Here is a 13,068-nt window from a genome sequence, read left to right as displayed (position 1 = left end):
CCTTGCCCGAGCTTCCCGAGGTCGAGACCGTCCGGACGGGTCTCGCCAAGTGGGTCACCGGCCGCACGATCTCGTCGGTCGAGGTGCACCACCCGCGCGCGATCCGCCGTCACCTGCCCGGCGACGCCCACTTCGTCGCCATGCTCACCGGCCGTACCATCCTCGACGTCTCCCGCCGCGGGAAGTACCTGTGGCTCCCGCTCGACTCCGGCGACTCGGTCATCGCCCACCTCGGCATGAGCGGCCAGCTCCTGATGCAGCCCGCCGACGCGGAGGACGAGAAACACCTGCGGGTCTGCTTCTCGTTCACCGACGGCGGCCCGCAGTTGCGCTTCGTCGACCAGCGCACGTTCGGCGGTTTGTCGGTCTCCGAGGGCGGCGCGGAACTGCCCGACGAGATCGCGCACATCGCCCGTGACCCGATGGACCCGCTCTTCGACGACACGGCGTTCTCGGCCCGGCTGCGCGGGCGGCACACCGAGATCAAACGGGCCCTGCTCGACCAGACCCTGATCTCCGGGGTCGGCAACATCTACGCCGACGAGGCGCTGTGGCGCGCCAAGCTGCACGGCGCCCGCCCCACCGACAAGCTCACCAGGCCGGCGGTCGCGCGCCTCCTCCAACACGTCCGTGACGTGCTGGGCGAGGCGATCGTGGCCGGCGGGACGAGCTTCGACGAGCTCTACGTCAACGTCAACGGCGAGAGCGGGTACTTCGACCGGTCGCTCAACGCCTACGGCCGCGAAGGCGAGCCGTGCAAGCGCTGCGGCGCGATCATGCGGCGGGAGAGCTTCATGAACCGCTCCAGCTTCAGCTGTCCCCGCTGCCAACCCCGACCCCGCTGATTCTGTACGCCGTGAGCCCTGCCCCGTGGCACTCCCCGCGGGCCAGTGGTGGTCCCGGCCGCGACGCGCCTCCCGGCTCGCGGCTTGTGGCGCTTCCGCGAGCTGCGGAGGTGGTCCCGGCCGCGGCCGCGAGTTGCGGTCCCGGCTGGTTCTGATGGGCGTTATCCGGGACGGATAACGCCCATCAGAACCAGCCGGGAGGGCGGGGCGCGAGGTGACCCGGGGTGGTGGCCACCTCGCGCCTGACAAGCCACGGGGCTCGGGCCACGTCCGTACCGTCGCCGACATCACCCCGTCGCCGAGAACCGCCGTCCGGATCAGTCGCCGCTGTGAGCCCCGCCGCCCGGATCAGTCGGCGCTGTGGGCCCCGCCTCCCGGAGCCCCGGCCGGGCTCAGATCCGGGCTCGTGTCGGTGGCCAGTCCGAAGCCGGCGCCACGACGGCCCATCAGCCGGCGGGCGGCGGTGAGCAATGCGGACGGGACACCGTGGACGAGGTGCCCGTCGCCGGGGCGGGCGCCGTCGCCGTCCCAGCTCTGATAGGCCGACCACGGCCCCTCGAACGTGCAGATCCGCACGCCCAGCTCGCGGTAGAGCGGATGCGTCGGCACCCCGGGGTTGAGCACCACGCGGTGCAGGCCGCGGCGGGCGGCGAGACGGACGGTCAGCGCGACCGGCCCGACCCCGCCCGAGCCGGCCGGGGCACGGTCGAGGAACAGACCCTCGACGCCGTCGGCGCGCCAGGCGTCCACATCGGTGAGCACGTCGGCGAGCGAGCGGCTGCCCCAGTCCAGGTCGATCCGGCCGAGGGACTGGTGCAGCGTGCTGCGGTCGCCGGGGTTCTCGCGGACGATCCAGGTGTCGGCGTCCAGCTCCAGTTCGGGACCGGGGTGGGCGTACGCGGGGAACAGGGTTTTCACGAAGTCCTCCGGAGGTCGGCGGCGGTCAGGGCGACGATGAGCAGGCCGGCCACGTGCGTCGCGGCCAGCACGGCGACGGCGAGCGGCAGCGGACCGGCGTCCGGCTGCGGGAGCAGCGGCAGGGCCAGGGTGGCCAGTGAGGGTGCAGCGGCGAGGGTGGCGGCGATCCCGGTACGCGACCGCGCCGCCAGCAGGAACGTGATCGCGAAGACCCCGCCCAGCAGTGTCCCGGCGGCCAGTGCGAGCACGGCGGGTTGCGTGGCGCCGAGGTGGCTGAGCTGGTACGGCAACCGGTACGCCGCCAGCGCCAGCGCCCCGCCCGCGGCGAGCGGCGGCAGCAGCCCGGCCAGCGTGATCGCGGTGACGTTGCGGACGTGCCTGTCCAGCTCACCGACGCTCTGCGCGGAGTCCAGCCCGGCGTCGATCCGGGCGGTGTGCCAGCCGATCAGCGCCTCCAGCATCGGCACCGCGAGCAGCAGCGGCAGCGCCACCAGCGACGGCGTGACGTCCGGCCCGGCCTGCCAGAGCAGGGCCACGCAGAGCGCCTGGGAGACCCCGATCACCAGGTACGCGATCCCGCGCCGGCGTTCCACGGCGGTGAGCCGGGGGATCCGGCACCGACGGCCCGGCACCACCGCCGGCCGGAACGCCCGCACCAGCACCGTCACGACGGTCGCGGGCAGCAGCGTCTCCACCGGCACCCAGTGCGCCCAGCCCATCCCGGCGTCCCCGGCGAGCGCGGCGGCGGCGAGCAGCCAGCAGGGCAGATACCAGAGGATCACGGCGGACTCGGCCCGGGCGACCAGCGCCGCGGTCACCGTGGCGAGGGTCGCCAGGCCACCGGCGCCGACCGACGCGGCGAGCAGCCGGTCCGGGCCGAGCAGCTCACCCGGGGAGATCCAGACGAGCGCGCACCAGAGCGCGGTGACGGCCGCGAAACCGGCGCCGATCAGCCGTACCGCGGCCTCCGGGCCGGCCCGGCGCGCGACCGTGACGCCCATGCTGGTCAGCGCCTGCGCCGCGGACCAGCCGAGCAGCAGCGTCCCCGCGGCGACCGGCCAGGCGACGCGGGCCAGGGCGCCGGCCCCGGCCACCGCGACACTGACCGGGCCCAGGTAGAGCAGACAGCGCAGGATCACCGGCATCAGGAAGATCCGGCGCTTCGGCTTCTCCGCCGGTTGCTGCTCGCCGGAGAGCGAGGTCAGCCAGCGGCTCCTGGCGCGCCGGTTGGTGCGGATCTCGGTGCCGGGCTCGCGGTCGCCGTCGGCGAATGCCCGCCAGGCGGCCTCGGCCTCGGGGCTGAGCGTGCGCCGCGCCCCGAACGGATCCTCGTCCTCCGGTTCCGCCGGGACCGGCGCGGCCGAGTCCTCCGCGACCCAGCTGGCGTCGAACTCGGCCTGGTCTTCCGCGACCCAGCCGGCGGCCGGCGCGGCCGGGCCCTCCGCGACCTCGGGGACCTCGGCGACCCCCACGATCTTCGCGTCCTCGGGGAGCGAGCCGTGCCAGGGCTGCTCGTCCACCTGCGGGTATGCGGGGATCCAAGCTTCTTCGGGCGCCGGGACGTCGTGGTCGAAGTCGGTGCTCCGGGAGCGCTTGCGGTTCACCAGCCGTCCGGGGCGGCCGAGGCCCGCCGCGCCCGTCGCGAGCTCCTCCGGGGCGGCCTTCCGGTCCCGTCTGCGCCATCCGCGCCGCGCTGTCCGCTCGTCCTCCGGAAGCGGCTGCGCCGCGTTCCGATCCAGGACGTCCCAGGCCCTGCGGTACGGCGTGCCGGCCCATCCCCGGCCGCCGGTGGCGTGATCCGTGGTGAGGGCACTCCCGGCGCCGGAGGACATGTCCCACCTCGCCTCCGGGGAGTCGGCGGGCTCCTCCTCGGCGGTGGCCAGCGCTCGGGCCAGCCCCGCGAAGAGCAGCGTCTCCGCGGTCCCGTCGATCGGCGACCGCGGCTCCTGGGCGTGCCGGGCCGGCGGCGTCCCGAACAGGAACGTCTCGGTCAGCGGCGTGACCTCGCGCCGCACCGGTGGCGCTGCCCGCACCAGGTCGGCGGGCCGGGCGAACAGGACGGTCTCGGCGGGCGGGACCGGAATCCCGGCCGACTCGGGCTCGCTCAGCGGCGGACGGGCCTCGACCCCGAGCGGGTCGGCGCTCACCGGATCAGCGCTCGCCAGGTCCGTACCGGCCACGTCCGCAATGGCCAGCTCGGTGCTCGCCAGGTCCGTGTCGGTGAACGTCACGGGCGGGACCGGGTGCGTGCCGGCGGGCGGCTCGTCGTCGAAGGCCGGCGCCACGAACAGCAGGGTCTCGGCGACCGCGGTCTCCCGCTCGGAGTCCGACATCACCTCGTAGAGTCGCGCGCCGAGTCCTTCCGGCGGCAGATCGGCGGGATCCGTACGTACCTCCTCGACATCGCCGGCGAACAGCTCGCCCGGACCCTCGGCAGGAGGCCGGGTGGTGCGGCGCCGCGCAGCGGGCGCCTCCTCGAACGCCGGAGCGTTCGCGGCATGTCGCGGCTCGCCCGGCTGGGGACGCCGCCGCCGGTTGCGGGACGCGGTCCGCGCGGATCCCGGGGTCCCGCGTGGGGGAGTGATCGTCACTTTCAGTCCTCCCTGGTCAGCCAGCGCAGCGTGGCCGGCATCGGGGTGCGGGGCGCCGGCACGGCGAGCGCCAGTTCGAAGGCCGGCGCCAGGGGTGGCGCGGCAAGATCGGTGTAGAGAGCGCTGTAGACCCGCACCACCCGGTCGGCGGTGAAGTGGCTCAGCGCGCGTCGCCGGGCCGCCTCGCCCAGCGCACGCCGGCGCGGCGTGGCCCGCAGCAGGCCGACGATGGCGATGGCCAGCTCCGACGGGTCGTCGGCGGGCACCACCACCCCGGTCGAGCCGAGCGTCTCCCCGGTCGGCCCGACGTCGACCGCCACCACCGGACGGCCCGACATCATCGCCTCGACCAGGCGCGACGGCGGATCGGATGGTCCCGGCACGTGCGCCACCACCTGCCCGACGGTGAACCGCTCCCGCGGGTCCGCCGGCAGCGGATGCATCCGGATCGTGCCGCTCAGCCCGGTGCCCTCGATCCGGTCGGCGCAGTACTCCTCGTGCGCGGCGGTCACTCCGACCAGGTGCAGCACGGTCCCCGGCAGCGCCGCCGAGATCTCCGTGAACGCGTCCAGGACCAGGGTCAGTCCACTGTCCGGGCCGCCGCTGCCGGCCCACACCACGGTCGGCGGGTCCTCCAGCTCGGCCGCGCCCGGGTACTCCTTCGGGTCCACCCCGGCCGGCACCTGGATCAGCCGGGACGGTGCCGCGCCGTGATCCAGCGCCCACCCGTGGTGGTAGGTGCTCAGCGGGGCGATCAGCTCGGCCTCGGCGTACCCGGTGCGGGCCACGGCGCTGCGGAACCGGCGCAGCACCAGCCGGACCGCGGGGGACAGGCGCTCCTCGGACGGGCGCCGGCGAGTCACCGGCGTACGGGCCTCGGTCAGCAGCAGCGGCGTGCCACTGCGCCACCGCCCGGAGAGCGCCGCGAGCAGCGGGGTCGTCCCACCCACGCAGTGCACCAGGTCCACCTCCGGGACCGGCACGGCCAGCGCCCGCAGAGCGTGCCGCAGCAGCATCGCCGCCGACCGGGCGTCACGCACGCTCAACTTCGGCAATTCGTCCGGTACGGGCTGGACCCCCCAGCGCCACGCGTCGAGCAACTTGTCGGCGAGCGGCAACCGGGTCAGCGGGCTCGGGCGGTTGACGGCCAGCTCGGCGATCCCGCGCAGGCCCTCGGCGAACACGTCGGTCGCCGTCTCGTCCAGCAGGCCGTGGCACAGGTGGGCGACCGCGTCGGCGGCGCCCTCCGGGAGCTGGGCACGACGCCGCTCGGCGCGGGCCGGTTCACGACCCAGCGCGACGGCGCGCGCCGAGCCGACATTGGGCGGCAGCGGGTACGCGGGAGCGGACGGCAGTTCCCGGTCCGTGACGGTCAGCAGCTCGAAGCGGTACCGGTGCAGCCCGTCGACGAGCGTCCGGCACCAACCTCCGAGGGCGTCCCGGCGGTACGGGTACCCGCCGCCGGTGAGCAGACAGATGCGCTCACGCGACGGGGTCGGATTCACGCTGGGGGCAACGACACAAGAGGCCCGGGCCACAGGAGCATGTCAGCTAGGCGACAGAAAAACGCAACATTTGTCCTACTTTGTCGTCCGTGTTTGCCCGTTTTTGCCCGAAAGGCCGTCCTGTTCACCCCGTCCTCGCGGCTTCGCTGATCGACCCGTGTCCCGTCCTTGATCGACCTCTCGGGCAGGTCCCGTCGCGCCGCCCCGACGCGTCCGTGCGGGGATGGCGGGCCCTCGTGGTCCGAGATAGCTCCGGAAGGGGTTGTGTGTCGGTGACCCCCCGGCTGCGTGGCGCGAGTGAAGGGGTGCGATGTCCGGCGGGGCGGGGAATTTCTTGATCAAATAGGTGGCCCGGAAGCGAGCCGGACGCGTACGGTGTTGATCGAACTTCATCGAGTGAGCTGGGTGGGAAGGTCCCACTGAGATCGACAAACCGGCAGCGCCGCGCATAATCGCTGTTCAAGACCCCCTGGTGGCGTGATTCACTGACGTCGGCCGGTCAACGGCGTGCGCTCGGCTTGACGGAGCCTGGGTATGGGCGGACTATGGAGATGTCGCTAGTCGCGCCCACTCATGCCCCGGCACCATTCGTGGCTTGAGCATCAGCACCTAAGAGAGTTTTGCCGCATCATTGGCAGGACTCTGTTCTCACGCGTGCCCGTGAGTGCTTTGGTGCGTCAGTTCGCGCGCTGCGCGCACATTTGGCCGGCCATTTCCGGCAAAGCAGTCACATACGCACCGTGTCACAAGGAGTCACGATGGCGAAGGCCCTCTACGGCCACGTAGGTGCGGCGCCCGATCGGCGCCTGCTCGACGAGGTCACCCGACTGCGTTCCAGGGTGCAGGCCCTGGAGTTCGAGGTCACCCGCCTCCGGGCGGAGAACGACCGCCTCGCGGCGGCGGCAGCCGAGGCGGACGACATTCTGCGGCTGACCGAGCCGGCGCTGACCTGAGCTCTACCGACCGCCGGGCCGTCTCCGCGGGGTGACTGACCGGCGATCATCCCCCCTCGCACCACAACGCATCAAAGAAAAGCGCGCCTCCACATCAGTGGCGGCGCGCAGTTTTTTGTGCCCTCTCGCCACCCGAAACACCCGCCAGCTCCAGCCGAGCTCTCAAGGCTGGCGCTCACGGGTGTAACCAGCCTCCAAAACACCCTCCAGGGCCAGCCGGAAGCTCAAGGCCGGCGTTCACGGGTGTAATCCGGCCACACCCCCCGATCTGTGCCGGGCTGCACGATCCCCGATCTGCGCGCGCTGCCTACGGGACTGCCCACGCGGCCCGTCGACGAGCAGAACCCGCCCTCCCAAAGGGGGGTGCCACCACCACGGACCATGATGCCGAGAGAACGCAAGATCGTGCTGGGAGCCTGTGGACAACCGGCTGGTGTGGAAAACCCATGGGGCATAACTGCCGGTAGAGGCAGTCGGCCGTGAATGACGGTCGTGCCGGAAGCGAATGACCGCCAGCAGCCGAGCCGTCGGTGTGGGAGCACCGGACGTACCGGGAACGGGGTGTGCCCGCGCTGCGGAATGACGGCGGAGGGTGAGCACCGGCCGCACCCGGAACAGGGGGAGAGCGGCGGATATTCTGGGGCGCCGACCCGCGTGTGGCGCGCCGTAGCACTACCCTGCCTGACCCGTGCGGGTAGCCTGCCACCCAGCAGAACACCGCCGACCCTCGGAGATCCGTGCACCTCAAGAGCCTGACGGTCAAGGGCTTCAAGTCCTTCGCCTCCGCCACCACGTTGCGGCTGGAGCCGGGCATCACCTGTGTGGTGGGGCCGAACGGCTCCGGCAAGTCGAACGTCGTCGACGCCATCGCCTGGGTGCTGGGTGAGCAGGGGGCGAAGGCGCTGCGTGGCGGGAAGATGGAGGATGTCATCTTCGCCGGCACGGCGGGGCGGGCGCCGCTGGGGCGAGCCGAGGTCACGCTGACGATCGACAACAACGACGGCGCTCTGCCGATCGACTACACCGAGGTGTCGATCACCCGGCGGATGTTCCGCGACGGCGCCAGTGAGTACGAGATCAACGGCAACACCTGCCGCCTGCTGGACATCCAGGAGCTGCTCAGCGACTCCGGCATCGGCCGGGAGATGCACATCATCGTGGGCCAGGGCCGGCTGGACGCGATGTTGCACGCGAAGCCGGAGGACCGCCGCTCGTTCATCGAGGAGGCGGCCGGCGTCCTCAAGCACCGTAAGCGCAAGGAGAAGGCGGTCCGCAAGCTCGACGCGATGCAGGTCAACCTGAACCGGTTGAACGACCTGACCGCGGAGTTGCGGCGCCAGCTGAAGCCGCTGGGCCGGCAGGCCGAGGTGGCCCGGCGCGCCGCCGGCATCCAGGCCGACCTGCGGGACGCGCGGCTGCGCCTGCTCGCCGACGACCTGTTCACGCTGCGCACGACGCTGGACAAGGAGATCGCGGACGAGTCCGCGATGCGTACCCGGCGCGGCGAGGTGGAGGAGGAGAACCGCGAGGTCCAGCGGATGCTCGCGGATCTGGAGTTCGCCCACGCCGAGGACGCGCCGCTGCTGCAGGCCGCGCAGGACACCTGGTACAAGCTGTCCGCTCTGCAGGAGCGGTTCCGGTCGACCGAGCAGCTGGCCACCGAGCGGTTGCGGCACCTGGCCGCCACGCCTGACGACGAGCGTCCGGGCCGCGACCCGGAGATGCTGGAGGCCGAGGCCGAGCGGGTCCGCGAGCAGGAGGAGGAGCTGCGCGAGGCGCTCACCGAGGACCAGATGCGCCTGGCCGAGGCGGTCGAGCACCGTCAGGAGCTGGAGCGTCAGCTGGCCGCCGCGGAGGGTGAGCTGCGGGCCGCCGCGAAGGCGATCGCCGACCGCCGGGAGGGCCTGGCGAAGCTGGTCGGCAACGTGAACGCCGCGCGCGCCCGGACGACGAGCGCCGCCGAGGAGATCGAGCGCCTGGCGGCCGCGCACGAGGACGCGCTGATGCGGGCCGAGGCGGCGCAGGCCGAGGTCGACGTGGTCGCCGCCGAGTCCTCCGACGCCGACCGGGACAACGCCGACCTGGACGCCAAGCACGACGAGGCGGTGGCCGCGCACGACAAGGCCGCCGCGGTGGTCCGCGAGCTGTCCGACGCGGAGCGGGCCGCGGAGAAGGACGCGGCCAGCCTCAAGGCCCGTGAGGAGGCGCTCGCGCTCGGCCTGAAACGTAAGGACGGCGCGGGCGCGCTGCTGGCGAAGACCGGCCAGGTGCCCGGTCTGCTCGGCAGCCTGGCGTCGATGCTGACGGTCCGCGCGGGGCACGAGACGGCGCTGGCCGCGGCGCTGGACACGCTCGCCGACTCGGTCGCGCTGGCGAGTCTGGACGAGGCGGTGGAGGCCGTCCGTACCCTCAAGATCGCCGACGCCGGCCGGGCCTCGCTGATCATCGCCGCCCCGGCCGGGCCCGGACTGCAGGGCCCGCTGGACACGCTGCGCCCGGCTCTGCCGGAGGGCGCGACCTGGGCGCCCGATGTGATCGACTGCCCGGAGCAGATCCGCCCGGCGCTCAACCGCGCGCTGCGCGACGTCGTGCTGGTGCCGGATCTGGCCGCGGCCACCGCGCTGGTCGCCACGAACGCCGAGCTGCGCGTGGTGACCCCGGAGGGCGACGTCCTCGGCGCCTACGCGGCGGCCGGCGGCTCGGCGAAGGCCACCAGCTACATCGAGGTGCAGGCGGCGGTCGACGAGGCGAGGGCCGGGCGCGCCGCCGCCGAGGAGCGCATCGCCGAGATCAAGGAGCAGCTTTCCGAGGTACGGGCCCAGGTCGCCGAGCTGAAGCAGGCCGTCAGCGTCGCCGCGCAGGCGAAGCGGGCCGCCGAGGGGGAGCGCAACGCCGCCGCCCGCCGGCTCGCCGAGCTGGGTGCCGGCGCGCGCTCGGCGAAGGCGGAGAGCGAGCGGCTCGGCGCGTCCCGGCAGAAGGCGGAGGCCGCCCGGGAGGCGGACCTGATGCGGGTCGCCGAGCTGGAGGAGCGGCTGCGCCTGGCCGAGGACTCCCCGATCGACGAGGAGCCGTCGACGGAGGAGCGCGACCGGCTGGCCGCGCTCGTGCCCCAGGCCCGGCAGAACGAGATGGAGGTCCGGCTCGCGGTGCGCACCGCCGAGGAGCGGGTCTCCTCGATCGCCGGCCGTGCCGACTCGCTGCTGCGTCAGGCCAACCAGGAGCGGCAGGCCCGCGAGCGCGCCGCGGCCCGTCGCGCGGCCCGCGCCCGCGGCGCCGAGATCGCCCGTGCGGTCGCGGCCGGCGCGCACACCGCCCTGATGCGGGTCGCCGTCTCGGTCACCGCCGCGGCGCAGGAGCGGGACCGGATCGCGCACGAGCGCACCAGCCGCGAGGCCGAGCTGCAGGAGGTGCGGGCCACGGCGAAGCGCCTGGTGACGGAGCTGGAGCGGCTCACCAGCGAGGTGCACCGCGACGAGATGGCCCGGGCCGAGCAGCGGATGCGTATCGAGCAGCTGGAGGCGAAGGCCGCCGAGGACTTCTCGCTCGACGTCGAGACGCTGATCAGTGAGTACGGGCCGGAGCAGCTCGTCCCGCCGACGCAGGCGGAGGTGGCGGCGGCCGAGAAGGACGGCAAGCCCTCCCCGGAGCCGGTGCCGTTCCACCGGCCGACGCAGGAGAAGCGGGCCAACAAGGCCGAGCGTGACCTGACTTTGCTGGGCAAGGTCAATCCGCTGGCGCTGGAGGAGTTCGCCGCGCTGGAGGAACGGTACAAGTTCCTCTCCGACCAGCTGGAGGACCTGAAGGCGACCCGCAAGGACCTGCTCACCGTGGTCAAGGACGTGGACGACCGGATCCTCGAGGTGTTCACGTCGGCGTTCGAGGACACCGCCCGTGAGTTCCAGCAGGTGTTCCAAGTGCTCTTCCCGGGCGGCGAGGGCCGGCTGATCCTGACCGACCCGGAGGACATGCTCACCACCGGCGTCGAGGTGGAGGCCCGTCCGCCGGGGAAGAAGATCAAGCGGTTGTCGCTGCTCTCCGGTGGTGAGCGCTCGCTGACCGCGGTCGCCATGCTCTGCGCGATCTTCCGGGCCCGCCCGTCGCCCTTCTACATCATGGACGAGGTCGAGGCGGCCCTCGACGACGTCAACCTGGGCCGGTTGATTACGCTCTTCCAGCAACTTCGGGAGAAGAGCCAGCTGCTGATCATCACGCACCAGAAGCGGACCATGGAGGTCGCGGACGCGCTGTACGGCGTGACCATGCGAGCCGGCGTCACCCAGGTGATCAGTCAACGCCTGAACCGCGAACCAGAGGACTAGGTAACTTATGCGCGACCGCGCCCGGGCCCTGCTCATCGACCTGGACGGCGTGCTGCGCCGCTGGGACCCGGCCCCGATGATCGCCGTCGAGGTGAAGTACGGGCTGAAACCGGCCGCCCTGCTGGAGACCTCGATGTCGTGGGACATCTACCGCCCCGCGATGGCCGGTGAGATCTCCGACGAGGAGTGGATGGGCCTGGTCGCGAGCCGGCTGCCGCTCGACGGGCCGGAGGCGTCCGCCGCGGTCGCCGAGTGGCAGGCGTACCGGGGCGAGGTCGACCCGCAGGCGCTGGAGTTCGTCCGGGGCGTGCGTGCCGCCGGCCGCAAGGTCGGGCTGGCCACGAACGCCACCGACCGGCTCCGCGGCGACCTGGACGCGCTCGGCCTCACCGGCGAGGTGGACTTCGTCCTCAGCTCGTGGGAGATGAAGGTGCACAAGCCGGCCCCGGAGTTCTTCCAGCAGGCCTGCCTGGCGATCCGGGAGGTGCCCAAGCACGTGCTCTTCGTGGACGACGACGACCGGGTGATCCGGGGAGCGCGGGTGGCGGGACTGTCCGCCTACCGGTGGACCGGGCCGGAACACGTGCCGTACCTCCGGAAGGCCCTTGATCTCCCGGATTGATGCCGCCCCCGCGTTCGCGGAACGAGGGGCCGGGGCGGACCGTCCAAGATGACGGAGTGCCATCGGGGCACGCCTGTCCGGAAGGATCGACATGTCGAAGATCGCCCTGCTCGCCGGGAGTTGCCTGATCGCCCTGGGCGCCACCGCGTGTTCCTCGTCGGGCACCACGGCCGCGCCGGCCACGAGCCCGGCCCCCGGCTCGGCGCCGGTCAGCACCAGCGCGCCCGTCGAGAGCGGCGGCACCCCCAGCGCTCCGGCCGGGTTCGCGCCGGTCGGGCCGGGCGCCTCGATCCAGGGCGGACGGCAGTTCACCTTCGGCACCGTGCAGTCCGGTGGGCAGCAACTGCTGACGGTGGGGTCCGGTGGCATCGTGACGCTGACCGACCACCTGGAGGACCCGGCGCTGTTCGTGACCACTCCGGTCAAGCCCGGCGGCGACAAGTACCTGATCCAGACCGCCAAGCTGATCGAGGGCGGCGAGCCGTGGTGCCTGTCGGTGCACTCGCCGGGCGGCAGCGCGCAACTGCAGTTGAAGACCGTCGCCTGCGACGCCGGGAAACAGGATCAGGTCTTCACCTTCCCGAAGGCGGAGGACGGCAAAGGCGTGCTGATCGAGGTCGGTGGCCTGTTCGTGCTCGCCACCAGCGACGGCAAGGTCATCGCTCAGGAGAGCGGGGAGGGCGACGGCCTGACCGCGTTCACCGTGCGGGACCAGGGCAAGTCCACGATCCCGCACCTCGGCGACTGAGAGAGTCAGGCCCCGGTCAGGCCGTCGATGCGCTCGCGGAGCAGGTCGGCGTGGCCGTTGTGCCGGGCGTACTCCTCGATCATGTGGAGGTAGGCCCAGCGGAGGCTGATCGTGTGGACGTTGCGGCCGGAGAACTCGTGGTCCAGCGGCAGCCCGGCCACCGCCGCGTCGGCGAGCCGGACCTCCTCGTGGAAGGTGGCGAAATCCGCCTCGGCGTCGGCGCCGGCCACGTCGTCGAAGTCACCGTCGGAGTTGTCGTCGGTGCAGTAGATCTCCGTGGCGGTGGCGTCCTGGCAGACCCGGTTGCGGAACCACCAGCGCTCCACCTCGGCCATGTGCCGGACCAGGCCGAGCAGGCTCAGACTCGACGGCTCGACGGCCGTGATCCTGAGCTGCTCGGCGGTCAGGCCGGCGCACTTGTGCAGCAGCGTCTGCCGGTGCCAGTCGAGCCAGCCCTGCAGCATGGGCCGCTCGTCGCCGGTCATCGGCTCGGTCACTCGTTGCGCCTCGGGCGCGGTCCAGGTAGTCATCGCCGTCATCCTGGTGCAGCCACGCTCGCGCCGCCAC

General features: G+C 72.7%; 9 protein-coding genes. 5 read left to right on the top strand and 4 right to left on the bottom strand.

The genetic code is table 11. From position 1 onward, the window contains the following. Positions 1-2 precede the first annotated feature (2 nt). Entirely contained in the window at positions 3-845 is an 843-nt protein-coding gene (gene mutM / locus Acy02nite_RS27150) for a bifunctional DNA-formamidopyrimidine glycosylase/DNA-(apurinic or apyrimidinic site) lyase (protein WP_203745505.1), read from the top strand. A gap of 348 nt (positions 846-1,193) precedes the next feature. Here the strand turns inward: mutM and Acy02nite_RS27145 are convergent, their stop codons facing one another. Genes Acy02nite_RS27145 through Acy02nite_RS27135 form a run of 3 tightly spaced genes read right to left on the bottom strand, consistent with a single transcriptional unit; the run spans position 1,194 to position 5,859 of the window. Next, on the bottom strand, positions 1,194-1,763 hold the full coding sequence (locus Acy02nite_RS27145) for a spherulation-specific family 4 protein (protein ID WP_203745503.1): 570 nt from the start codon (positions 1,761-1,763) through the stop codon (positions 1,194-1,196). Next, positions 1,760-4,354, bottom strand: coding sequence for a hypothetical protein (locus Acy02nite_RS46690; protein ID WP_239175243.1), 2,595 nt, complete (start codon positions 4,352-4,354; stop codon positions 1,760-1,762). Before Acy02nite_RS46690 ends, Acy02nite_RS27145 begins: the two co-directional genes overlap by 4 nt. Before the next feature lie 2 nt (positions 4,355-4,356). After that, positions 4,357-5,859: a DUF3492 domain-containing protein gene (locus Acy02nite_RS27135; protein ID WP_203745501.1), complete on the bottom strand. Its 1,503-nt coding sequence runs from the start codon at positions 5,857-5,859 to the stop codon at positions 4,357-4,359. A gap of 758 nt (positions 5,860-6,617) precedes the next feature. Between Acy02nite_RS27135 and Acy02nite_RS27130 the strand changes: the two genes are divergently transcribed. The 4 genes from Acy02nite_RS27130 to Acy02nite_RS27115 all read left to right on the top strand — a co-directional run bounded on the left by Acy02nite_RS27130 (position 6,618) and on the right by Acy02nite_RS27115 (position 12,501). Further along, a complete protein-coding gene (locus Acy02nite_RS27130; protein WP_089291272.1) occupies positions 6,618-6,812 on the top strand; it encodes a hypothetical protein in 195 nt (64 codons plus the stop codon). 737 nt (positions 6,813-7,549) lie between these two features. Continuing rightward, positions 7,550-11,131, top strand: coding sequence for a chromosome segregation protein SMC (gene smc / locus Acy02nite_RS27125; RefSeq protein WP_203745499.1), 3,582 nt, complete (start codon positions 7,550-7,552; stop codon positions 11,129-11,131). Between the two features lie 7 nt (positions 11,132-11,138). Continuing rightward, positions 11,139-11,753, top strand: coding sequence for an HAD family hydrolase (locus Acy02nite_RS27120; protein WP_203745492.1), 615 nt, complete (start codon positions 11,139-11,141; stop codon positions 11,751-11,753). Positions 11,754-11,844: 91 nt separating this feature from the next. Next, positions 11,845-12,501, top strand: a complete 657-nt coding sequence (locus Acy02nite_RS27115; RefSeq protein WP_203745490.1) for a hypothetical protein — start codon at positions 11,845-11,847, stop codon at positions 12,499-12,501. A 5-nt stretch (positions 12,502-12,506) separates the two neighbouring features. Here the strand turns inward: Acy02nite_RS27115 and Acy02nite_RS27110 are convergent, their stop codons facing one another. Next, positions 12,507-13,031, bottom strand: a complete 525-nt coding sequence (locus tag Acy02nite_RS27110) for a DinB family protein (RefSeq protein ID WP_203745488.1) — start codon at positions 13,029-13,031, stop codon at positions 12,507-12,509. Between the last annotated feature and the right edge of the window lie 37 nt (positions 13,032-13,068).

Origin of the sequence: Actinoplanes cyaneus (assembly GCF_016862095.1) — a bacterium.
GTDB classification, from domain to species: Bacteria; Actinomycetota; Actinomycetes; order Mycobacteriales; family Micromonosporaceae; genus Actinoplanes; species Actinoplanes cyaneus.
Note: the sequence above shows the minus strand (reverse complement) of the source record. Positions and strands in the feature narration are given on the sequence as shown.